Origin of the sequence: Psychrobacter sp. DWR1-2-3 (assembly GCF_049896465.1) — a bacterium.
Taxonomy (GTDB): Bacteria; Pseudomonadota; Gammaproteobacteria; order Pseudomonadales; family Moraxellaceae; genus Psychrobacter; species Psychrobacter maritimus.
Genome location: NZ_JAFCUJ010000001.1, coordinates 332,972 through 355,631, shown reverse-complemented (window position 1 = coordinate 355,631; position 22,660 = coordinate 332,972). Strand labels below are relative to the sequence as shown.

At 43.7% G+C, this 22,660-nt stretch carries 17 protein-coding genes, 3 tRNA genes and 1 CRISPR repeat array (1 of these 21 only partly in view); of the genes, 12 read left to right on the top strand and 8 right to left on the bottom strand.

Going from position 1 to position 22,660, the window contains the following annotated elements:
* Positions 1-133: 133 nt before the first annotated feature.
* The 3 genes from ACP7AA_RS01390 to exaC all read right to left on the bottom strand — a co-directional run bounded on the left by ACP7AA_RS01390 (position 134) and on the right by exaC (position 3,337).
* A complete protein-coding gene (locus ACP7AA_RS01390; RefSeq protein WP_296175816.1) occupies positions 134-460 on the bottom strand; it encodes a DUF779 domain-containing protein in 327 nt (108 codons plus the stop codon).
* Between the two features lie 210 nt (positions 461-670).
* On the bottom strand, positions 671-1,699 hold the full coding sequence (gene adhP / locus ACP7AA_RS01385) for an alcohol dehydrogenase AdhP (RefSeq protein ID WP_265088955.1): 1,029 nt from the start codon (positions 1,697-1,699) through the stop codon (positions 671-673).
* Between the two features lie 111 nt (positions 1,700-1,810).
* Entirely contained in the window at positions 1,811-3,337 is a 1,527-nt protein-coding gene (exaC, locus tag ACP7AA_RS01380; RefSeq protein ID WP_426222417.1) for an acetaldehyde dehydrogenase ExaC, read from the bottom strand.
* 274 nt (positions 3,338-3,611) lie between these two features.
* Between exaC and ACP7AA_RS01375 the strand changes: the two genes are divergently transcribed.
* From ACP7AA_RS01375 to ACP7AA_RS01365, 3 genes are all read left to right on the top strand, one after another.
* Entirely contained in the window at positions 3,612-5,543 is a 1,932-nt protein-coding gene (locus ACP7AA_RS01375; RefSeq protein WP_426222416.1) for an AAA family ATPase, read from the top strand.
* Between the two features lie 176 nt (positions 5,544-5,719).
* A complete protein-coding gene (locus ACP7AA_RS01370; RefSeq protein ID WP_426222629.1) occupies positions 5,720-6,892 on the top strand; it encodes a type I glyceraldehyde-3-phosphate dehydrogenase in 1,173 nt (390 codons plus the stop codon).
* 155 nt (positions 6,893-7,047) lie between these two features.
* Positions 7,048-7,138: transfer RNA gene (locus tag ACP7AA_RS01365), tRNA-Ser, on the top strand.
* 78 nt (positions 7,139-7,216) lie between these two features.
* Here ACP7AA_RS01365 and ACP7AA_RS01360 read toward each other — a convergent pair.
* From ACP7AA_RS01360 to ACP7AA_RS01350, 3 genes are all read right to left on the bottom strand, one after another.
* Positions 7,217-7,987, bottom strand: a complete 771-nt coding sequence (locus ACP7AA_RS01360; RefSeq protein ID WP_298909144.1) for a hypothetical protein — start codon at positions 7,985-7,987, stop codon at positions 7,217-7,219.
* 237 nt (positions 7,988-8,224) lie between these two features.
* Positions 8,225-8,560, bottom strand: a complete 336-nt coding sequence (locus ACP7AA_RS01355; RefSeq protein WP_201565211.1) for a CopG family transcriptional regulator — start codon at positions 8,558-8,560, stop codon at positions 8,225-8,227.
* A 208-nt stretch (positions 8,561-8,768) separates the two neighbouring features.
* Positions 8,769-8,844, bottom strand: a tRNA-Asn gene (locus ACP7AA_RS01350).
* A 572-nt stretch (positions 8,845-9,416) separates the two neighbouring features.
* Here ACP7AA_RS01350 and ACP7AA_RS01345 point away from each other — a divergent pair.
* The 5 genes from ACP7AA_RS01345 to ACP7AA_RS01325 all read left to right on the top strand — a co-directional run bounded on the left by ACP7AA_RS01345 (position 9,417) and on the right by ACP7AA_RS01325 (position 13,712).
* Positions 9,417-9,761: a DMT family transporter gene (locus tag ACP7AA_RS01345; RefSeq protein WP_271134609.1), complete on the top strand. Its 345-nt coding sequence runs from the start codon at positions 9,417-9,419 to the stop codon at positions 9,759-9,761.
* Between the two features lie 165 nt (positions 9,762-9,926).
* A complete protein-coding gene (locus ACP7AA_RS01340) occupies positions 9,927-10,424 on the top strand; it encodes a M48 family metallopeptidase (protein WP_426222415.1) in 498 nt (165 codons plus the stop codon).
* An 82-nt stretch (positions 10,425-10,506) separates the two neighbouring features.
* The gene (locus tag ACP7AA_RS01335) at positions 10,507-11,709 is read left to right on the top strand and encodes a saccharopine dehydrogenase family protein (RefSeq protein WP_426222414.1); all 1,203 of its coding nucleotides are present in this window, start codon (positions 10,507-10,509) and stop codon (positions 11,707-11,709) included.
* A 95-nt stretch (positions 11,710-11,804) separates the two neighbouring features.
* The gene (locus ACP7AA_RS01330) at positions 11,805-12,749 is read left to right on the top strand and encodes a DMT family transporter (protein ID WP_426222413.1); all 945 of its coding nucleotides are present in this window, start codon (positions 11,805-11,807) and stop codon (positions 12,747-12,749) included.
* A 117-nt stretch (positions 12,750-12,866) separates the two neighbouring features.
* Complete coding sequence (locus tag ACP7AA_RS01325; protein ID WP_426222412.1) at positions 12,867-13,712, top strand: sterol desaturase family protein; 846 nt, start codon at positions 12,867-12,869, stop codon at positions 13,710-13,712.
* A gap of 26 nt (positions 13,713-13,738) precedes the next feature.
* Here the strand turns inward: ACP7AA_RS01325 and ACP7AA_RS01320 are convergent, their stop codons facing one another.
* Positions 13,739-14,491, bottom strand: coding sequence for a type 1 glutamine amidotransferase (locus tag ACP7AA_RS01320; protein ID WP_426222411.1), 753 nt, complete (start codon positions 14,489-14,491; stop codon positions 13,739-13,741).
* Positions 14,492-14,702: 211 nt separating this feature from the next.
* On the opposite strand from ACP7AA_RS01320, the gene ACP7AA_RS01315 reads away from it, so the two are divergent.
* Positions 14,703-14,779 (top strand) — tRNA-Val (locus tag ACP7AA_RS01315).
* 360 nt (positions 14,780-15,139) lie between these two features.
* Here ACP7AA_RS01315 and ACP7AA_RS01310 read toward each other — a convergent pair.
* A complete protein-coding gene (locus tag ACP7AA_RS01310) occupies positions 15,140-15,385 on the bottom strand; it encodes a helix-turn-helix domain-containing protein (RefSeq protein WP_426222410.1) in 246 nt (81 codons plus the stop codon).
* A 116-nt stretch (positions 15,386-15,501) separates the two neighbouring features.
* Here ACP7AA_RS01310 and ACP7AA_RS01305 point away from each other — a divergent pair, with 116 nt between their 5' ends.
* The 3 genes from ACP7AA_RS01305 to ACP7AA_RS01295 are packed head-to-tail and all read left to right on the top strand — an operon-like array spanning position 15,502 to position 17,218.
* Entirely contained in the window at positions 15,502-15,717 is a 216-nt protein-coding gene (locus ACP7AA_RS01305; RefSeq protein ID WP_011959964.1) for a hypothetical protein, read from the top strand.
* Between the two features lie 11 nt (positions 15,718-15,728).
* A complete protein-coding gene (locus ACP7AA_RS01300) occupies positions 15,729-16,931 on the top strand; it encodes a site-specific integrase (RefSeq protein WP_289050843.1) in 1,203 nt (400 codons plus the stop codon).
* Positions 16,928-17,218, top strand: a complete 291-nt coding sequence (locus tag ACP7AA_RS01295; RefSeq protein WP_426222409.1) for a hypothetical protein — start codon at positions 16,928-16,930, stop codon at positions 17,216-17,218. The genes ACP7AA_RS01300 and ACP7AA_RS01295 overlap by 4 nt, the downstream gene beginning before the upstream one ends.
* A 562-nt stretch (positions 17,219-17,780) precedes the next feature.
* Positions 17,781-22,660: direct repeats of the CRISPR family, unit length 28 nt; unit sequence TTTCTAAGCCACCTATGCGGTGGTGAAG; it runs 129 nt beyond the window's last position.

Sequence of the window (22,660 nt, the reverse complement as noted above, 5' to 3'; positions counted from 1 at the left end):
TAATGCAATAAAAATGACCAAGTGGTATTTGGCAAAGTTGTATTGCTCACAGTGTTATGAAAAAATTAGCATCCGATAAGACATAAAATGCGCTGATATGAGACTTATAGCTTATTGTGAATAACATCGCATTTTATAGCGCACATACTTCTGAGCGCACAATAAAGCGCTTACCTTCAGGTATCTCTAATGAAAAACTGGCCCCGCGTCCATCGACCACATCGATGGTCAAATCGGTATGTTGCCAAAGTTTATGCTGCGCTTTACCCATATAAAAAGGACAGCCAGCGAGCTCGCCGATGAGCACGTCTTGGCCGCCCACTTTAAACTCGCCCAATGGATAACACATCGGTGAGCTACCATCGCAGCAGCCGCCTGATTGATGAAACATCAATTCGCCATGTTTAGACTTAAGTAATTCGATTAATGCTTTGCAGGACTCTGTCGCTTCAAGTTTCATGTCATGCTCCTTATCTTCAAAATTATCACGGAATTACTGTCATGCTGATTACGAATATAAGCTGAGGGCGAATATAAAAGGCCGCATCATCATCACTCACATCATTAATAGCATGTGGCTGAAAACGATACGACCTGTTATTTGTGACCAAACGTCGTAATTATCGAGATAATTTCTAAAAAATAAAAATGTCTCAAATAATTGACATGTCTACATAGAGTAATCAATGACGATGCGACCCTCAATCTTACCATCACGCATACGATCAAGAATGTCATTGATGTTTTCAAGTGGCTCAGCGGCGACAGTCGCTTTTACTTGACCTGCAGCTGCCATGTCGAGTGATTCTTGTAAGTCGAGACGGGTACCAACGATTGAGCCACGAATGGTAATACCGTTTAGAACGGTATCAAAGATAGAGACAGGGAAGTCACCCGTTGGTAGACCATTACAGACCAAAGTACCACCGCGTCGTAACATGCCTAAGGCTTGGTCAAATGCTTTAGACGATACTGCTGTCACGAGCGCACCATGAGCACCGCCGATTTCTGTTTGTAGATATTCGGCAGGGTCGGTGTTTTTTGCGTTGACCGTGACTTTTGCGCCCAGTCTTTTAGCAAAATCGAGCTTTTCATCATCTATATCAACAGCAGCAACGTTCAGTCCCATAGCAATAGCGTACTGTACCGCCATGTGACCAAGTCCGCCGATTCCTGAAATAACGACCCAATCACCTGGTTTGGTGTCAGTCATTTTCAGACCTTTATAAACAGTGACTCCTGCACATAAAACTGGTGCAATCTCAACAGAGTCAACGTTCTCAGGGATAATGCCGACATAGTTTGCATCTGCTAGGACGTATTCTGCAAAACTACCATTTACTGAGTAGCCAGAGTTCTTTTGACTTAGGCACAAGGTTTCCCAGCCACCTAAACAATGGGTACAGTGACCACAGGCAGAGTAGAGCCAAGGCACACCAACTCTATCGCCCTCTTTGACATGATGAACGTTGTCACCCACAGCAGTAATAAGACCTACGCCTTCGTGTCCCGGGATAAATGGTGGGCTTGGTTTTACAGGCCAATCACCTTCGACAGCGTGCAGGTCAGTATGACAAACACCTGAAGCCTGCATTTTAACCACAATCTGACCAGCACCGGGGGTCGGAATATCTACTTCTTCAATCTGTAATGGTTGTCCGAATTCATGTAAAACGGCTGCTTTCATCTTATTAGTCACGTTACTTTCTCCTTATTACTGCCTTTTAAGTCGATATGCTCAGAGAGCACCAACTAGGCACTTTATAATTATTTATAAAGTGCCTTTAAAAAACTGAATTGAAAGACTGATTTAAAAGAAGCCCATCGCTTTAGGACTATAAGATACCAGCATGTTTTTGGTTTGCTGATAGTGATCGAGCATCATTAAATGGTTTTCGCGGCCGATACCAGATTGTTTGTAACCGCCAAACGCTGAATGCGCAGGATAAAGGTGATAGCAATTGGTCCAAACGCGACCAGCTTTAATGCCGCGACCGAAACGATAAGCGCGCGTACCATTACGTGTCCAGACGCCAGCACCAAGACCGTACAAGGTATCATTGGCAAGCGCCAGCGCTTCTTCATCGTCTTTAAAGGTGGTGACAGCTAGCACAGGACCAAAGATTTCTTCTTGGAACACGCGCATATCATTGGTGCCCTCAAAGATGGTTGGCTGTACATAATAACCGTTTGCCATGTCGCCATCGTGTTTGGCGAGTTCGCCGCCGACCAAGACTTTTGCGCCTTCTTTTTTACCAATATCGAGATAAGACAGAATTTTTTCTAACTGATCTGAGCTGGCTTGCGCGCCAATCATGGTATCGGTATCAAGTGGGTTGCCCATTTTGATCGCTTTAACGCGGGCGACACAGCGTTTCATAAATTCATCATAGATGCTCTCATGTACCAATGCGCGTGAAGGGCAAGTACAGACCTCACCTTGATTGAGCGCAAACATGACCAAGCCTTCAACCGCTTTGTCTAAGAAGTCATCGTCTTCATCCATGATATCGGCAAAGAAGATGTTTGGGCTTTTGCCACCCAGCTCTAGCGTGACTGGAATGATGTTTTCACTGGCGTATTGCATGATTAAGCGACCAGTGGTGGTTTCACCCGTAAAGGACACTTTATCAATACGGGGGTTAGAAGCGATTGGCTTACCAGCTTCAACGCCAAAGCCATTAATGACGTTTAGTACGCCTTTCGGTAAAATGTCCGCCGCGCCTATGACGTCAAGCATGTACAAAACAGAAGCTGGGGTTTGCTCGGCAGGCTTGAGGACGATACAGTTACCAGCGGCAAGGGCTGGGGCAATTTTCCAAATCGCCATTAGAATAGGGAAGTTCCAAGGAATGATTTGACCGACGACGCCAAGCGGCTCATGGAAATGATAGGCGACCGTGTCTTCATCAATTTGGCTAATGCCGCCTTCTTGTGCACGAATAACGCCAGCGAAGTAACGCAAATGGTCGATGGCGATTGGAATATCAGCAGCGAGGGTTTCACGTACGGGTTTACCGTTTTCATAACTTTCGGCGATAGCGATTGCCTCTAAATTGGCTTCGATACCGTCGGCAAGTTTGAGCAACATATTAGAGCGTTCAGTGACACTGGTTTTGCCCCATGCCTCTTTTGCAGCATGAGCGGCATCTAGCGCCACTTCAACATCGGCTTCTTTTGAGCGTGCGACCTGACAAAAAACTTTACCGTCGATTGGACTTGAGTTATCAAAGTATTCGCCATCGACTGGCGCGACCCACTCACCATTGATAAAGTTGTCATATTTTTTGCGGAATTGAACGGGGCTTTTTTCAGTATTGGGATAGGCGTATAACATGAACGATTCCTTGTTGTGTACTATGGTTATATAGATAAACATACCTGGCCTTCCTGACCAAGCTATGACTCTATCGTACTGAGCTTTGGCTTTGAGCGATAATGACTTTTTATAATGATATATTTCGTATCATATAACTTTAGGTTATGTAAGCTTGACGGGTTAAAGTAGTTCGCAAAACTGGCGTAGCTGTTATAATTGTGGGCAGCTTGTCCCTCATGATTTGTTCTTAAGCTCTTTTTCTTATTACTATTAACTAAATTGGTTTAGATATATGCGTCAATCTTCTGCTCTTGATATCTTAAAAACGGGTCAAAATGTATTTTTGACGGGCTCAGCAGGTTCAGGTAAGACTTATACTCTCAACCAATATATTGACTATCTGCGCGCGCGCCGTGTCCCTGTGGCTGTGACCGCGAGTACGGGTATTGCCGCCACGCACATGAACGGTACGACCATTCATAGTTGGTCGGGCATTGGTATCAAGGATGAGCTGACTGATCGTGATCTAACCAATTTATCACGTAAGCAGTTCTTGGCAGATAGATTAAAAGATACTGCGGTATTGATTATCGATGAGATATCGATGCTGCACGCCAAGCAGATTAATTTGGTCAGCCAAGTGCTTAAGCATGTACGCAAAAATGATGCAGCGTTTGGTGGTATTCAAGTCGTCGTTGCAGGCGACTTTTTCCAGCTGCCGCCGATTGGTAGTAAGGGCGAGACCAACCGTGAAAAGTTTGCCTTTATGTCGGAAGCATGGCTTGATGCTAAGTTCCATATTTGCTACTTGTCTGAGCAACATCGTCAGGTGAGCGAAGCGGCGAATGGCGGACTTGATTTGGACGATATCCTCAATCAAATTCGCCGTCAAGAAGTGACCTTTGAGGCGATTGCTGCTTTAGAGGCCACCTTTGATCAAAACGTCGATATCAAACGTACCCGTCTGTATACCCATAATCTCAACGTTAATAGTATCAATGATAAAGAACTTGCCGCATTAGATGGCGAGATGATGCGTTTTACCGCCACCTCTACGGGTGATAGTAAACTGGTTGAGACCCTTAAAAAGACCGTCCGTACCCAAGATGATTTGGTATTAAAAGTCGGGGCTAAGGTGATGTTTATTAAAAACAATACCGAGCTTGGCGTCTCTAACGGCACCATGGGTGAGCTGATAGGCTTTGCCGCGGTAAAAATTAACGATGATAAAGACAATAATGATGATTTGATAGAAGACGATAGTGAAAGCATTGAAAGTGATACTGATAAGAGTATAAAAGGCAAAGGTAAAAAGGCCACCAAGGATAAAAATAAACCAAAAGTTAAAAAACCAACGACGCAAAAAATGCCCGTGGTTCGGCTGAATTCTGGTCGTGAAGTCATCGCTGAGCCGGAAGAATGGATTATCGAAGATGAGACCGGCGATGTGCTGGCAAGCTACGAGCAAGTACCCTTATGTCTGGCGTGGGCGATTACCATTCATAAATCACAAGGTATGACCCTTGATGCAGCAGAGATTGATTTATCGCGCACCTTTGAGCTAGGGCAAGGTTATGTGGCATTATCACGGCTAAAGTCATTGGCAGGTTTACAACTGCTTGGTATGAATGACATGAGCTTGCAGCTTGATCCGCTGGCACGCGGCGCGGATAAACGCTTTTTAGCATTGTCTGATGAGGCTGATGCCAATTATGCGATGCTCGATGAAGAAAGTATGACGCAGGCACATGAGAAGTTTATCTTAAAGTCAGGTGGAACGCTTAACAAATCAGTGATTGATGCTTATGCCAATTTGCAGAAAAAACGCCGCGAGCAACAGCAGGCGCAAATAGACAAAAAACAGAAACTGGGCAATCAAGTATCTGATAAGTCGGACAGTACCTTGCTCGCCACCCGAATACTATTAGAAGAAAGCTTATCTATTGCGGAGATTTCGCAAGCGCGTCAGCTATCACAATCGACCATTATGCGTCATATTGGCGAGCTAAAATCTCAAGACCCAAGCCTTGCTTGTGATCATTTGCGCCCAGACGATGAAGTGATGACGGCAGTGGGTAACGCTTATGTGGCGATTAAAGTCGCCAACAATCCAAATGACTTTAATGATGATGGTAGTATTAAGCTGCGCCCAATCTTTGACCATCTTAAGCAAAGCATCGATTACAACACTATTCGTTTGGCTTTGATCTTTATCACGCCTTAGTAAGCCAACTGAGCCAACTGCCAATGGTTAAGCTATTTGTATAAAAACCATTTGTATAAAAGCCAAAGATAAGAAGTCGGTCATAGTAGCATGTTGGTTTTTTCATGAGAGCCTTGAGCTTGCAGCGCTCAATTTTTTATATCCCTTTATAGCGATACCTTTTTATGTCTGATGTTATGCCTGATTTTTCTAGCGCCACTTATCAATTGACGTCTGACCCAGCGGTAGTCGCATATCCTACCACTGGCGAGCACACACAGCCTCTGAGAGTCGCTATTAATGGCTTTGGTCGCATAGGGCGCAATGTATTGCGCGCCTTGTTAGAGCGCTTTGAGGTGTTAGGTCGTGCCATTCATGTGGTGGCGATTAATGATTTGGCACCGGCTGACATTCTGCTGCATTTGCTAAAATTTGACAGTACCCACGGACGCTTAACTCGACTGGGTGTCAGCGCTGATATTGTAATGAGTGACGTCGATGCTGGTAAAGGTGATAGTGATACGACTGTTAATACAGACACTCAGCTGTGTCTAACTAAAAACAATTTAACCTATTGTATTAAGATGCTCTCAGAGCCCGACCCAAAAAACCTACCATGGCAGGAACTGGGCGTCGATGTGGTGCTAGAGTGTACGGGGCACTTTCGCTCTTATGAGCAAGCGCAATTGCATATAGCAGCGGGCGCTCAGCAAGTCATCATCGGTGCCGCACCCTTTGATGATGTCGATGCCTGTATCGTTATGGGCGTCAATACCGATGAGCTCACGCGTGAGCTGCCGATTATATCGAGCGTTTCTTGTACCACGCAGGCATTGGTGCCGCTGATTGCTACCCTTGATAAAGTGTTTGGCGTCAAGTCAGCGATGATGACTGAGATACATGCCGTCACTGCTGATCAGACCGTGCTCGATCAAGCGCATCGTGACCCAAGGCGGGCTCGGGCATCTGGCCACAATATTATTCCTACGACCTCCAGCAGTATCGCGGCCACTGAGCGTGTGTTGCCAGCGATGGTCGGCAAAATAAACGGCCATTCAATCAGAGTGCCAACCATTGATGTTGCCGCTATTGATGTCACCTTTGTCTTTGATACCCCAGATGTCAATATAGACGCGATTCGTGATGTGCTTAAAACCGCTAGCATAGGTTGCTTACTTGATATCATGGCCTATACCGATGAGCCATTGGTCTCAAGTGACTTTATTCATCAAACGGAGTCACTGATTATTGATGGGCAACAGCTTATGCACGTAGGCGACCAGTATAAGGTTTTTGCGTGGTATGATAACGAATGGGGCTATGCCAACAGGTTGCTTGATATGTGCTTGCACTTAGCTTCAAGTAAATAAAATAGCTTAAAGTAAATAGTTTAAGCTAAAGAGCTGAATAAATAGTTGCGAGCAAACGGTAAGTCATTGATTTAAAACCAGCTGCAAATTAATTTCATTTTTTTAATATGAACCGCTTGCATTATCTAATGATATCTATATAATGATGCACCAATGGAGACGTGGCAGAGCGGTTGAATGCACCGGTCTTGAAAACCGACAAGGGTTCATAGCCCTTCGAGAGTTCGAATCTCTCCGTCTCCGCCAAATTCGAAAAAAGCCCCAATCAATTACTGATTGGGGCTTTTTTTATGTGATATTTTTACAAGTTTTATAAATATCGTCTTATTTTTCTAGCAATTCATCAAACTCAATTTCCTGTCCATCCACTAACACCAGCTTACCTTTGCTAATTTCGATGCTTATCCCTGTATTATTTTTAATCGCCCGCATGACATTGATGTCTTCAATGCTGCTTTCAATAATTATTTTGCCAGATTGCTCCGGCTCGATTGGTGGTTTGAACTGCGTTAACGGCACATTAAAGGTTTTACTTTTGGTTAAATGCTTCTCTTTCATGGTGAGCTTACCTTTAAAGCTTTTAATCGCCACCTTGCCGTGGTTTGAGAGCATAAACTGTAGCTTCACTTGGTTTAAGCTATCGCTATCACTGGTCTTAACTGGCAGTAAGGCAACAGGGTAGTTTTGCGCTTTGGCAGTACCGACTTGCGGACTGGTCACAATCGGGCTTTTCTTACCGGTTGGGTTATTTGGATGCAGGCGCTCATATTCACGCTGTTGGACGAGTGCTTGCTTAATGGTGATACGAGGCATCGCCCCAGATTCATAAGCACCACTGAGCTTCATACGCAGCATATAGCGGCTTAGCAGCTGCCTATCACCTTCAGGCAAACGCTCAAAGGTGTCGCCCAGCTTTTTTTGCCACTGGTCAGAGTTGGTCGGTATGGTCTGCTTACTGGGATCGGCGGGCGGCTGTGAACAGCCATTAATAACAGGCAGCATCGCCAAGGTAAATGCCAATAACATGGCCTTTCTTACATAGCTTGCATGGCCTACATGGCGTGCACTGCTTACAGGTTTATATGAACCAATCATCTTATGCCTCCTTCTCAACCCATATAAATGGTAATGACTCTTATACTAATATAGCGCCTATGATAATTTTGTATGTTTATTTATCGCTAATAGCCATTTGACGTTATTAGATTTATCGAGGAGGGCTTGTTTTAATTGACAAGTTAAGTGACAAATTAAGTGATAAAAAAAAGACTAAGCGCTATTAAGCAAACTTAGTCTTCTCATTTTGTATGTATTACTAGCTCACGGCTGGCGTTATTTTTTATCTTTATCTTGCAGCTCAGACAGCGGATGGGTGATATTGTTATTATGAGTCACCACAATCGCCTCATCAATGATGCGTTGGCTGACGCCGCGCTTACGCAAACTTTCGATAAAAACTTCATCATGGGCTAGGGTGTAATCTTGATGATCGCGATCAAGACCTTGGCGAATATAAAGACGAATAAGTCCTTGAATGCGCTTAAAGCCCAACTCTTTTGATGTGGCTTCTAATAGCGAAATCATCTCTTCAGACAAACGAATACTGACCGGGCGCATGATTTTTTGCGGATAGTCAGAGAATTTATTTTTTACACGTACAGGTATCATAATAAACCATTACTTTTAATGAGTAGGAGTAAAGCACTCAGACAAAAACTGACTCAGTCACTGCTAACCTTACCATACAACAAAAGTTGCTAAAAGAACACTGTCGCTGTATTAATATTGTGTGGGCTTATGCCGATGCGATTAGCAGCTAAAATCGGCGAGCATAAAAAAACCTCCATCAAATAAGTGATGAAGGTTTTTTCAAATATGGCTCTCCAACCTGGGCTCGAACCAGGGACACACGGATTAACAGTCCGTTGCTCTACCAACTGAGCTATTGGAGAATAAGTTGTTTATAACGGTTACTATCACAAGTTTTACAAAGGCTTTGGTAGGTGCGATTGCTTATCTTGTTTGCGTTATGTGGGGCACATTTTAGCCAAGTAGTTATGGGCTGTCAACCTTATTAGGCGATTAATTATAAATATAATTGCAATCCGTATGAAATTGAGCTTTTTTGCTTTTAAAGTGGCTGAATTATTGACTGTTTTAATAAGTGACCCTGATACAGTCTATCGAACCTATATATAAAACTGACTTGCAAGAAAGGTTATAAATTTCACTTTATTAGTCAGATTAATCAGACTATCTATTTGAAAGTAAAGTAAAAGCCTGCATTACTGTAAACCTTCAAATCTCTATTTCAAGCGCTGCTATAAACCTATAAAATAGCCACCCGAGCGTTTCTTTAGCGTTTTGGCTGTAATTTGCTTTACTTTAAAGCTTTTTAACTTTATCCGCGACCATGCGACACGTTTTAACCAAGCACTTTCTAAACAATCATTTTCTAACAAGCTATTTTCTAACCACTCACTTCCTAAAAAACCACGTTCTACCCAATACAGGTGCCTAAAATATGAGTCCAACCATGATTGCTTACGGTTACCTTGCCATCGCTATTGTTTGTGAAGTGATTGGCACTACCTTTTTAGTCAAATCAGAGCAGTTTACACGCTTTATACCCACGCTAATTATGGCGGTGCTTTATGCGATTTCGTTCTACTTATTAACCCAAACCATAAAAACCATCCCTATCGGTATTGCTTATGCACTATGGGGCGGGCTTGGTATCGTGCTGACTTCTTTGGTAGGGCTGTTCTTCTTTAAGCAAACGCTTGATACTGCTGCTGTGATTGGTATTGCGATGATTGTTGGCGGTGTCGTGGTGATGAACTTGCTGTCTAACTCAGTGGCGCATTAAGCAACTATTAATCATATACCAGCAATTATGAGTTTTTAGCCATGAAGCGTTACATTGATATATTGGTAGAAGGTGCATGGCTAATATAAAGTATATTTAGAGCAAATTTAGAATAAAAAATGTCTATCGCACAACGCTAAAGATAAAACGTCAAAGATAAAAACGGTGACCATATTGACCACATTAAAGTATATCGCTCATTATTCTGAGCAGATTCAAAGTCAAGCGGCGACGCTGATTAGCACGGGCAGATTGGGCGATTATTTGGATAAAAATTACCCCAATCGCCACCAAATACAAAGCGATAAAGCCTTATATCAATATATCAATGACATCAAAAATCAGTATATGCGCAAAAGCAGCCCGCTGTCGCAAGTGACTTATAATAGTAAACTTGCCGTGCTAAAACAGGCGCTTGGCATTCATACGTATCAATCGCGCGTGCAAGGCAGTAAGCTGAAATCACATAATAGCATCACGGTGGCAAGCCTATTTAAGGAAGCGCCGCCTGAGTTTTTGCGTATGATTGTGGTGCATGAGCTGGCACATTTTAAGGAGCAAGAGCATAACAAGGCTTTTTATCAGCTCTGCTGCCATATGGAACCGGATTATCATCAGTATGAGCTCGATACCCGTTTGTGGTTGCATTGGCGTGAGCGCTAATCTATCTTGGTGCTAAGCAATAGTTAGCTGAATTTTTTTAAGCCGACTTTTAGTAAATGTAAAACTGAACAAGGACGTTTTTATGAAAGTATTGGCCATAGGTGGTAGTGGCGGCATGGGGCGTGCTGCGGTGCGTGCGGCGATGAGCTTTGATTTTGTTAGCGAGATTATCGTCGCTGGTATTGACAGTGAACTGGCGGAGCGTTTTGTTGCCGAGTTAAATAGCAAATCGCTAAATAGAGGAAATACAGAAGCTCTTAAAAAACCTGTCCGCGCGCTTTACTTGGACGTAACAGATAACAATAGCCTACGCCAAGCGATTCGCGACGTCGATGTGGTACTCAATTCAGCAGGGCCTTTTTTTCGCTTTGGTGTACCGATTTTAACGGCGGCCATAGAGGAAGGTAAGCACTACTGTGACATTTGCGATGATTGGCAACCGACCGTCGAGATGCTTAAATTAAGTGCGCGTGCAAAACAAAATAATGTCACCGCCGTTATTGGTTTAGGCGCGAGCCCCGGTATTTCTAATTTACTGTGTGTGAAAGCGGCAACGGCGTTGGATGAAGTGGATACTATCGTGTCGGCATGGAAGCTATCGGGCGCTGTGAATGCCGATGATGGATTTAGTAGACCGGCCAATGAGGGTCAAGTTGACGCAGCGGCGGTACATCTTATACATTGCTTATCTGAAGATATCCGCGTGTTAGCAGCTGGAAAGATGGTCGATAAGAAACCATTAGCCCATTCAAAAATCGACTTCCCAAGGCTTGGTCAGCTTGATGTGTGGTCACTTGGGCATCCTGAAGCGGTCACTTTAAATAGGCGCTTTCCACGGCTAAAAAACTGCTATAACGGTATGCTTGGTATCGATGATATCGTTGATAATTTGCGCCAAATTGCGTCGGCAGTAGCGGCGGGGCAAATGGCTGTTGAGGATGCAGCACGGTTATTGACTGATAAAGATAGTCGCAAAGCACGCCAAACCCATTTAGCCGAAAGCGAGGAAAAAGAGATTCCAGGCTTAGTAGCCTATGCGCAAGGCCGCAAAAATGGTCAACCTGCCAGCGCTGGCGCTTTTATTCGCAATACGCCCACAGGTGGAATGGCAACGGTCACTGGAATCCCGCAAGCGCTATTTTTACCGCTGCTACATCAAGGTCATTTAAAGCAAAGCGGTGTCTTTGCGCCAGAAGAAATCATTGATCCCGATGTATTCTTTGCTTTATTCGATACTTTTTGTGGACCACAAGGCTCCGGTTTAACAGTCCTTACCTCAAATTAAAATTTTCTAGAGCGCATCAACAAAGCCTAATAAGGTTAAACTTCATAAGTAAAACTGGACCTAATATAATAGCCGTTTTAACATTAAGGTAGTTTATGAGTGGGTCAACGCAGCAAGGTATGGCTAAAGGTAAAAAAGCGTGGCTCATTCCTGTGCTGTGTCTTATCGTTGGTGGTGGATTAACCGGTATTTCGACCAATTTGGCGAAATTTGCAGGCGAGGTCGGTCTGACGCCGCTGGCATTTCTGTTTTGGTCTATCACTGGCGCGGCGTTAATTCTATTCAGTTATGCGCTTTTTCGCCATGAACTGCCGCCGTTAAGCAAACCAACCTTGAGCTATTATCTAGTGGCTGCGTTAGTGAGTGTGGCAGGCTCCAATCTCATTTTCTTCTCTGCTATTCCGCATGTCGGTGCAGGTTTTGTCGCATTAATTATCTCTCTGCCGCCGCTCCTAACTTATCTGGCCGCAATCATCTTAAAAATAGAGCGCTTCACTAAGCTGCGTGCACTTGGCGTGGTCGCTGCACTTGCCGGAGCAGGGGTGCTCGCCGCCCGTAAATTTGCCGCACCCGATGCCAGTGTGTTTTGGATTGGGCTTGCGCTTTGCGGGCCGGTGTTATTAGCAATTGGCAATATTTATCGCAGCTTATACTGGCCAGATAATCTGTCTCCAAGCGCACTTGTACCCGGTATGCTGATAGCAGCCTCTGTGTTACTTGGTTTAGTCAGTCTTATGCCGCACTTTTCACTAGCGGTGCCGATGACAGAGATATTGCCGTTAGGATTGATTGTGGTGCAGGCGTTCGTTTTCGCTGGTCAGTTTTTACTGTTATTTTTACTACAAAAAACGGGCGGCCCAGTATTACTAAGCTTATTAGGCTCGGTCGGGGCGGTCGTCGGTGTGCCTGTCGCTATATTTTTACAGGGGGAAAGTCCGCCAGAAGGGCTGTTTTTAGGTGCGTCATTGATAGCGCTGGGTGTCGTCTTAGTGACCTATGGCGGGGTAAAAATGGCGACATCTATACCAGATAAGGGATAAGATAGTGATATATTAATTAACTTATGTTGGTATTATTAAGCGCTTATAAAGGTTCTTAATATCTTTATTTGCTTTCAAAGTTTTTTATCTGCAAACGTAATGTTCAATAGGTGACATATGGATGTGTTTTCGTATTGGCAAGGGTTTTATAACGACCCTTGGTTTTGGCAGTTCCCCATGGCGACCCTTGCTATTAGTACGGCCGCCTTTCTGGCAGTTGCCATTCCATGGACGATAGTTGCTTGGCGCGATCCGGTATCCTTGCGTAAATATAAAATTCAACAAAAACCGTTTGAGATGAAACAGTTTTTATTACCGTCTATCGGCCGCATCATTATTAATAATATTATTTTAGCTGCGCTATTGGTGCTGGCTTGGCCGCTGTTAAAGCTGACCGGCGTGCATAATGGTGAGATGCCAGTTTGGTATATTATCATCGCCCAGTTGATTTTTTTCGTGCTGCTTGATGACTTTTTATACTATTGTATGCACCGTTATATGTACGAAAATAAGTGGCTGCTAAGAAATATCCATAGTGTGCACCACCGCATTCGTAATACCTGCGGTATCAATGGCAATTATATGCACTGGGTCGAGTATTCATTGACGGCGTCGCTGACGTTAGTAGGCCCAATCATTCTAGGGGCGCACATTTATGTGGTATGGATGTGGGTAATTCTACGTCAAATCGAAGGCGCGGATGGGCATATCGGCTACGATATCCCGTGGAATCCCGCGCATTTATTACCGGTGTACGAAGGCCCTGTCTATCATGACTTTCATCATGCCAAATTTAAAGGCAATTATGCAGGGTTTTTACCTTACTTGGATAAATACTTGGGCAAGACCCATATTCCCGCTTATCTTAGTTATCTTAAAGCTAAGAAAAATGGTTTAACGCCGCTAGAGATTGAGCAAAGTGAACTTGCGGCTAAAAAGCGCAAAAAGCAGCTAAACCTTTAAGTTTTTTTAGGATTGAAAGGTTAGGTTTAAATGTCAGTAGTCTTTGCTATGCGATTGAGCATGGCTGCTAAGCGCGCGTTGTTATCGGCGATATATTTATCGCCAAGCGCTATTATTTCAGCCGCTGATTGTACCGTTTTAGGATAGTCGACCCGCCCTTTTTGAATAGCATGGTTGCCATTTGCTACCATTTTAACGATACTTTCTTCGGTCACTTCAAAATGACACTGCCAAGCCATTACCCAAGTACCGAGCGCTTTATGCTGCGGCGTTTGATAAAGGAAGCCTTGATTGGGCCATGCTGCTGATGTCGCTAACGGAATCGCTCCTTGTGGATATTCAAACCCATCGCCATGCCAATGAAAAACGGTAAAGGGCTGTTTTGGCAATTCTTGTAATAAAGGATGCGCTTGAGCGTCTGTGGTTAACTGAATAGGTAGCCAACCGATTTCTTTTACGCCCGCTGGCTCTACGCTCGCCCCCAAACAATGCGCAATAAGCTGGGCACCCAAACACACACCGATTACTGTTTTTCCGCTATCCATACTTTGCTTAATCAGACGTTTTTCCTCTTTTAACCAAGGATGGTCGTCCTCATAATGGACGCTCATCGGCCCGCCCATTATGATTAACCAATCAAAACTGGTGAGCACTGGCAAGGCGTCTTTATTATAAGAGCGGGTGTAGGTAATGGTGTGCTGATGATTAACTGCCCAGTGCTTAATAAAGCTGAGGTCTTCGTAATCTGTATGAAATAAGGCATGAATGCGTAAAGTCATGTGATGGCCTCTATTAGGAAGTTATGTTTTTATGATATTAAAAGTCTACAAGGTATGAGCTATCTTAGATAGCGGAAACTATTTAGAAACGCCGTATTTTCTTAAGTGCTTCATTATAAAGCTTAAAATTAGGTATTCTCATAATAAGTCAATATTGTGATAGAAAAGGCTTGCAAAGTTTTAAAAACTTGCTAAAATGCATGACCTAAATAGGCGTATAGCTCAGTTGGTTAGAGCGCTACCTTGACATGGTAGAGGTCGCTAGTTCGAATCTAGTTACGCCTACCAGATTCGAAAGCCCCAATCTTTATGATTGGGGCTTTTTTTATGCCCGTTTTATAAAGGCTGTAGCGCAAATCGAAATTATACATCAGTTAAAAATTCTGTTTTTCTATACGCAAGTAAACTCTATTAAAAATTCTGTGTGCCTAAAATGTGCCCAAGGCGTGCCTAACGTATTTTCGGCTCGTTAAATAATGGAGCTTTTTGACCTCAACCTTAAATACTATCAATGTTTGCAGTTTACATGCTTCAAAAGCCCATATTAGCGAAAGCCCAAATCATCACGTGATTTGGGCTTTTTAATGTCTAACACATATGCCAAATCGTATCTAAATCTGCAGTTAACTATACAGCCTAAGCTTATGACTAATTTTTCTTAGAGTCTAGCGCTTGTACATTCTCCGCATCGGAGCTAGCAACATATTCAAAGATATCTCCAACCTCAACTTCTAAGAACTCACACAGCTTATCAATAGTATCAAAATCAATTCTTGATGATTGGTCGTTATATATTTTATGTAACGTCGTTTTGCTGATTCCTGTCGCGCGTACGGCATCCGCTACCTTTAGTCTTCTTTCGGCTAACAAAGTCGGTAAATGATTAACTATCACATCGAAACTCCAATCTTAGTTGTAAAAAGTACTTGCATAGTTATAAAAATATGTTAAATTACAACTATGGTATTCAAAAGTACCATTATAATTAAACTTTATATAAGGAATGTATTATGTCACACACTTACCTGACAACCCAAGAGCTTTCTGAGCGTATCAAATACAATCCGCGCACGATCCGTAATGAGCTTAAGGATAGCGTACTTATTGAGGGCATTCATTACATACGTCCTTTTGGTGGTCGCAAGATTTTATACGTTTGGGAAGAAATTGAAAAAGACATGCGCACTGGTATCACCGGTAGCATCAATGCCATGGCACTGCAATAAGGAGAAATATGATGGCTAGCATTAGAGCACGTAAAGGTAGCAACATGCTATTTGTTGATTTTTATTATATGGGCAAACGCTGTCGGGAGACGACAAACCTGATAGATACTCCGGCAAATCGTAAAAAGCTTGAAAGTATTATTTTGAATATGGAAGCCGAAATTAGGTTAGGTATTTTTAATTATGCTAAATACTTTCCGAAAAGTGATAAGGCTGCAGAAATGGTGGCTTTGAACGATCGTAAGGAATGCATTAATACCAACGTTCCTTCCTTCAAGCAGTTCGCAACACTGTGGTTTTCTGAAAAGGAAATTGAGTGGCGCGATACTTACAAGCGCAAAATACAGGAGATTATTGATATGTATTTGCTTCCTGAGTTTGGTACTAAAGCCATTCATGTCATAAAAAAGACAGATGTATTAGCCTTCCGTTCATCGCTCGCCAAAGTAACGTACGGAAAAGCTAACAAACATCTGTCAGCGGCACGCATCAATTCGATAATGGTACCTCTGGGTATGATACTAAAAGAAGCCGCTAAACGCTATAAGTTTGATAATCCTTATTATGATATCAAGGCACTCAAACAGCCTAAAACTGATATTCAGCCTCTCACATTGGAGGAGGTTTGGACGTTTATTAATGGCGTGAGGGAGGATTATCGCCATTATTATCTGGTGCGGTTTTTTACAGGTATGCGTACCAGTGAGATTGATGGGCTGACATGGGATAACGTTGATTTCAATCGTCGTGAGATTGTCATTAAGCAGGCGTTAGTCAAAGGCAAGATTGTCCCTCCTAAAACACAGGAGTCTTATCGCGCCATTCAAATGTCTCCATGGGTTTATGAGGCGCTGAAAGAGCAACAAGAAATCTCTTATAGGCGTTCGGATTATGTGTTTTGCTCACATACGGGTGAGCCATTGGATTATAACAATGTGAATAAGCGTATTTGGCATCCTACACTTAAAGTTTTACGGTTGAAGAAGCGCAACGCCTATCAAACACGCCATACTGCAGCGACTTTATGGTTGGCGGCAGGTGAGAGTCCTGAGTGGATAGCCAGTCAAATGGGCCATTCGACGACTAAGATGTTATTTAATACTTATAGTCGCTATGTACCAAATATGACACGCCAAGATGGTAGTGCTTTTGAGGCGCTCGTAAATCGAAGCCAGATTACTCAAGCATCTACTGACAAGGAGACGTCAAAATGAAAATTATTGATTACAACAAGCTATTTGCCGAGTTTAAACCTAATGGCTATGTCAGTGAGGATGCAAATACTATCGCCAATATGCTGATTTATGATCTATGTATTCAATCTGGCTCTAATCTAGCGCGCTTTTTAGGAGTTAAGCCTTGCTTTGACAATCATATGGCGATGCGTATATGGGTACAGAAGCGCTTGGATGTGAGTCTTGGATATGTGGTTGAAGATATGTGTATTCAGCTACAGAGCGAGCTTTACGAGCTACTACCACTGTCTGGTTATGGCTACTAACGAGGAGAATATCATGAGTGTTAACTTTGTGTTCAACTCAAGCCTAGATGATGTAGCAAAGCGTTTGTGCTATGAATATTGGTCGTATTTATCACCCAATGACTATATCAATCACCTAAAGATACTTTGCTACGATTACAATATAAGGTCTGAGGAGTTGTTTGCTACGCTTGCAAAATGCCAGGTTTATTTAGATGACATACATTGCGAGTATTGCGGTCGTCCCTATCAACTAGATGTGCCAGCAGATATTCCCCATGCAAGACAACATAAATCTTGGTTTTGTGATGGATGCATCAGTTTTTCTGGGGGACAGCTTACGGTTAGTAGATAGATATTTAAGAGTATTTGATAACCAGATGGCCTAGGCTGTCTGGTTTTTTTTATGTTGATTATTTTCTTCTATGTAAAAAGCGTAGTGCTTAATCAGTCTATTTTCAAGAATTATAAGCCACCTATGCGGTGGTGAAGATAAGGTCGCCAAGGTGGAGACCGAGCCAGTCTTTCTAAGCACCTATGCGGTGGTGAAGGGTTTTGCAGGTGAAAATAGCAGAATGTATAATTTCTAAGTCACCTATGCGGTGATGAAGACGAGCCTTGCAGTGTTTACTTAGGCGCTAATTTTCTAAGCCACCTATGCGGTGATGAAGATATTGACCATGCACGACCTATCTAGGTATCTTTTCTAAGTCACCTATGCGGTGATGAAGCAATGCAATGCCAGAACTTGAACCGCAAGAGTTTTCTAAGTCACCTATGCGGTGATGAAGGGCAGCGAATAGGGCTGATTTTACCGAGGATTTTTCTAAGTCACCTATGCGGTGATGAAGATATTGACCATGCACGACCTATCTAGGTATCTTTTCTAAGTCACCTATGCGGTGATGAAGTTGATGATATTGAGCTTATCGGCTATCAGTCATTTCTAAGTCACTTATGCGGTGATGAAGTTTGCACTAGATGCAGAACAACACGCAGAGGTTTTCTAAGTCACCTATGCGGTGGTGAAGCTTTGCTGACACGCGCATAACTTGAATGCTCATTTCTAAGCCACCTATGCGGTGGTGAAGAATTCAGTCCAACCCTTGACTGGCATATCTAATTTCTAAGCCACCTATGCGGTGGTGAAGACTGAATGGCTTGACCGGGGTGTCCATCAGGCTTTCTAAGCCACCTATGCGGTGGTGAAGCCGTTACTGTTAGCAATGCTGTGCAATAACGTTTTCTAAGCCACCTATGCGGTGGTGAAGTTGTAAAATCTGTCTGACCTTAGCTTGCCAATTTTCTAAGTCACCTATGCGGTGATGAAGTTGAACGAACGCTTTTGGCGCAATGTTTGGGTTTTCTAAGCCACCTATGCGGTGGTGAAGAGGCTCTAAATGTAAAGCAGGGCACGGTCAATTTTCTAAGCCACCTATGCGGTGGTGAAGGTGTTGCTGTGCAAGCTCTAAGCGTCCGTTATTTTCTAAGCCACCTATGCGGTGGTGAAGTCTAGGTTGCTCATGCTCATTCTCCGTAGTTTTTTCTAAGCCACCTATGCGGTGGTGAAGGGTGCATAAAAACTCAACGTTATCCTGCTCGCTTTCTAAGCCACCTATGCGGTGGTGAAGGATTTTCTATTTTATCCCCTAGGTGTATTCTATTTCTAAGCCACCTATGCGGTGGTGAAGTGGATTTTGATGTATTAGGCATCAGCGCAGACTTTCTAAGCCACCTATGCGGTGGTGAAGTCAATCCGTCAACATCACCCCAGCCATTTTCATTTCTAAGCCACCTATGCGGTGGTGAAGTACACCCAAGTCAATATGTGCGCTATGACATATTTCTAAGCCACCTATGCGGTGGTGAAGCTATACCCACTTCATCTTTATCGTTAATAAATTTTCTAAGCCACCTATGCGGTGGTGAAGTTAGCAGTTTAGAAGCATCATGATTAAAGTCATTTCTAAGCCACCTATGCGGTGGTGAAGATAAAGTTAGGTACTGAACCTGATGGTGTAGGTTTTCTAAGCCACCTATGCGGTGGTGAAGTTATGAGAGGCGTAAACAAGGTAATTATTATTTTTCTAAGCCACCTATGCGGTGGTGAAGCGCTTTGCGACATTATTAACGGCGTTGATACCTTTCTAAGCCACCTATGCGGTGGTGAAGAGAAGTTTAGCCGATTGGTTGGCGCTGAAATGTTTCTAAGCCACCTATGCGGTGGTGAAGTTCAACAATGGAAAAGAATTAACAACAATAGATTTCTAAGCCACCTATGCGGTGGTGAAGAGCTTATCAGCAAGGTCATCAATCACGTACAATTTCTAAGCCACCTATGCGGTGGTGAAGCAGCCGCTTGATGTTTATGATTACATCGTGCATTTCTAAGCCACCTATGCGGTGGTGAAGTGGCTGTTAGCTGATTGGTTGTTTGCATGGTTTTTCTAAGCCACCTATGCGGTGGTGAAGGGCAGCCTTTTTTGTTGGTTATCTAGTGAAGTTTTCTAAGCCACCTATGCGGTGGTGAAGTTTATCTTATGTAGTACGTGATACTGGGTCGTTTTCTAAGCCACCTATGCGGTGGTGAAGATAACTGCTCGCGGTGCTCCTGACTGCGTACTTTTCTAAGCCACCTATGCGGTGGTGAAGGCATTATCACTGCCAATGCTGGCAAGCGTGTCTTTCTAAGCCACCTATGCGGTGGTGAAGTAGATAACATTAACTTTAAAACACCATTAGACTTTCTAAGCCACCTATGCGGTGGTGAAGGTTAGACTGCACATCAAACGCACTGATAGCACTTTCTAAGCCACCTATGCGGTGGTGAAGATGACGGCACATGGATTAAGCTACCACGTACGTTTCTAAGCCACCTATGCGGTGGTGAAGCCATTTACAAGTGCTGAGGCTGAACACGTTTGTTTCTAAGCCACCTATGCGGTGGTGAAGCCTTCATCGGTCACACCGCGCATAAACTCATTTTTCTAAGCCACCTATGCGGTGGTGAAGTGGCTGTTAGCTGATTGGTTGTTTGCATGGTTTTTCTAAGCCACCTATGCGGTGGTGAAGGGCAGCCTTTTTTGTTGGTTATCTAGTGAAGTTTTCTAAGCCACCTATGCGGTGGTGAAGTTTATCTTATGTAGTACGTGATACTGGGTCGTTTTCTAAGCCACCTATGCGGTGGTGAAGATAACTGCTCGCGGTGCTCCTGACTGCGTACTTTTCTAAGCCACCTATGCGGTGGTGAAGGCATTATCACTGCCAATGCTGGCAAGCGTGTCTTTCTAAGCCACCTATGCGGTGGTGAAGTAGATAACATTAACTTTAAAACACCATTAGACTTTCTAAGCCACCTATGCGGTGGTGAAGGTTAGACTGCACATCAAACGCACTGATAGCACTTTCTAAGCCACCTATGCGGTGGTGAAGCGTAGTCATCGATATAACCGTCGCTAGTCAATTTTCTAAGCCACCTATGCGGTGGTGAAGTTGATTTCATTGTCGTTGTCCTTAACGGTGTATTTCTAAGCCACCTATGCGGTGGTGAAGGATATACTGAATCTATCGGCTCGAATATCAAATTTCTAAGCCACCTATGCGGTGGTGAAGTCGCACCACTGAGGCTAAGAAGTTTCGTCATTTTTCTAAGCCACCTATGCGGTGGTGAAGGACGCAAAAACGAACGTCGGCGGCGGCGCTATTTTCTAAGCCACCTATGCGGTGGTGAAGGCCACGTTATCAAGTGCTTTCATTCTGTCGGCTTTCTAAGCCACCTATGCGGTGGTGAAGGGTAAAAGATATCCCTAATCTGTGGGTAAGTATTTCTAAGCCACCTATGCGGTGGTGAAGTGTTTGTGTAGATTTGGTCTTTACTGATCACGTTTCTAAGCCACCTATGCGGTGGTGAAGATCGCCTACGCTTAATAGGTTGATGTTTTGTCTTTCTAAGCCACCTATGCGGTGGTGAAGCTGCTCAGCGTATCAGTACCTTACCGCATAGTTTTCTAAGCCACCTATGCGGTGGTGAAGCTAAGCACTGCGGATATCGACTTAGAGCAAATTTTCTAAGCCACCTATGCGGTGGTGAAGGTGAGGGAGGTCAGCAGAATATATCTATTAATTTTCTAAGCCACCTATGCGGTGGTGAAGAGGGTCAATGTTTTTCTGCATAGAATCTATCATTTCTAAGCCACCTATGCGGTGGTGAAGTAAGTTTGCTCGCAAGAACAACATCAACATGGTTTCTAAGCCACCTATGCGGTGGTGAAGATAAAGACGACACGTTCAGCAAGGTTCAGCACTTTCTAAGCCACCTATGCGGTGGTGAAGTATCAGCAAGGCTTTGAATGATGCCGCCGTTTTTTCTAAGCCACCTATGCGGTGGTGAAGCAGGCTTTTGAACGTGATAAAGGCAGGCGTGATTTCTAAGCCACCTATGCGGTGGTGAAGAACTACAGCAATACGAAAAAAGGCATGCCAATTTTCTAAGCCACCTATGCGGTGGTGAAGACGCCATTGAATAAGACTGAGCATTTAAAACTTTTCTAAGCCACCTATGCGGTGGTGAAGCTAAAGACTTGCTCGTTGGTTAGTTCGCACATTTTCTAAGCCACCTATGCGGTGGTGAAGTGTGTTGAGATTTCACACCCTGCATGGTCAAATTTCTAAGCCACCTATGCGGTGGTGAAGCGTTTATTAGCACTATGCAAAATCTGCATAAATTTCTAAGCCACCTATGCGGTGGTGAAGGTTAATGTGCCAAGTGAGCTTGATGCCATGACTTTCTAAGCCACCTATGCGGTGGTGAAGTTGTCAGCGTTTGGTTGTACCAGTCAAGCACATTTCTAAGCCACCTATGCGGTGGTGAAGGCGGTCTTTGCCGATGATAGAAACATCGGTGATTTCTAAGCCACCTATGCGGTGGTGAAGTAACCCTAATCAAACAAGGAGGTGAGGGCGCATTTCTAAGCCACCTATGCGGTGGTGAAGCATATAATTAATGGCTGTCCAAAATTTAGGCATTTCTAAGCCACCTATGCGGTGGTGAAGGGTGAGGCGCTGACCGCATGAGCATTAATGACTTTCTAAGCCACCTATGCGGTGGTGAAGGCTAATAGCTCACCTAAATAACTGTTAATTAATTTCTAAGCCACCTATGCGGTGGTGAAGGTTATAGGGCGGTCATTCGTATTGACCGTGAGTTTCTAAGCCACCTATGCGGTGGTGAAGCTATAGAAAAACTGGAAGAATTTGCATCGAATTTTCTAAGCCACCTATGCGGTGGTGAAGCGTAAAACTAAAGACGGTACAGCTCGTTATAGTTTCTAAGCCACCTATGCGGTGGTGAAGGGCGGTTTGGTTTATGCGCTTACCGTCAATATTTTCTAAGCCACCTATGCGGTGGTGAAGCGCTTATCATGAAGCACCACCCCGACCGTGGCTTTCTAAGCCACCTATGCG

What these genes read in the sequence shown, in the direction of transcription:
- ACP7AA_RS01295 (WP_426222409.1), top strand. Translation starts at nt 16,928, where the DNA reads ATGAAAATTATTGATTACAACAAGCTATTTGCCGAGTTTAAACCTAAT.
- ACP7AA_RS01375 (WP_426222416.1), top strand. Translation starts at nt 3,612, where the DNA reads ATGCGTCAATCTTCTGCTCTTGATATCTTAAAAACGGGTCAAAATGTA.
- ACP7AA_RS01320 (WP_426222411.1), bottom strand. Translation starts at nt 14,491, where the DNA reads ATGACTTTACGCATTCATGCCTTATTTCATACAGATTACGAAGACCTC.
- ACP7AA_RS01355 (WP_201565211.1), bottom strand. Translation starts at nt 8,560, where the DNA reads ATGATACCTGTACGTGTAAAAAATAAATTCTCTGACTATCCGCAAAAA.
- ACP7AA_RS01335 (WP_426222414.1), top strand. Translation starts at nt 10,507, where the DNA reads ATGAAAGTATTGGCCATAGGTGGTAGTGGCGGCATGGGGCGTGCTGCG.
- exaC (WP_426222417.1), bottom strand. Translation starts at nt 3,337, where the DNA reads ATGTTATACGCCTATCCCAATACTGAAAAAAGCCCCGTTCAATTCCGC.
- ACP7AA_RS01325 (WP_426222412.1), top strand. Translation starts at nt 12,867, where the DNA reads ATGGATGTGTTTTCGTATTGGCAAGGGTTTTATAACGACCCTTGGTTT.
- ACP7AA_RS01360 (WP_298909144.1), bottom strand. Translation starts at nt 7,987, where the DNA reads ATGATTGGTTCATATAAACCTGTAAGCAGTGCACGCCATGTAGGCCAT.
- ACP7AA_RS01370 (WP_426222629.1), top strand. Translation starts at nt 5,720, where the DNA reads ATGCCTGATTTTTCTAGCGCCACTTATCAATTGACGTCTGACCCAGCG.
- ACP7AA_RS01330 (WP_426222413.1), top strand. Translation starts at nt 11,805, where the DNA reads ATGAGTGGGTCAACGCAGCAAGGTATGGCTAAAGGTAAAAAAGCGTGG.
- ACP7AA_RS01345 (WP_271134609.1), top strand. Translation starts at nt 9,417, where the DNA reads ATGAGTCCAACCATGATTGCTTACGGTTACCTTGCCATCGCTATTGTT.
- ACP7AA_RS01390 (WP_296175816.1), bottom strand. Translation starts at nt 460, where the DNA reads ATGAAACTTGAAGCGACAGAGTCCTGCAAAGCATTAATCGAATTACTT.
- ACP7AA_RS01300 (WP_289050843.1), top strand. Translation starts at nt 15,729, where the DNA reads ATGGCTAGCATTAGAGCACGTAAAGGTAGCAACATGCTATTTGTTGAT.
- ACP7AA_RS01305 (WP_011959964.1), top strand. Translation starts at nt 15,502, where the DNA reads ATGTCACACACTTACCTGACAACCCAAGAGCTTTCTGAGCGTATCAAA.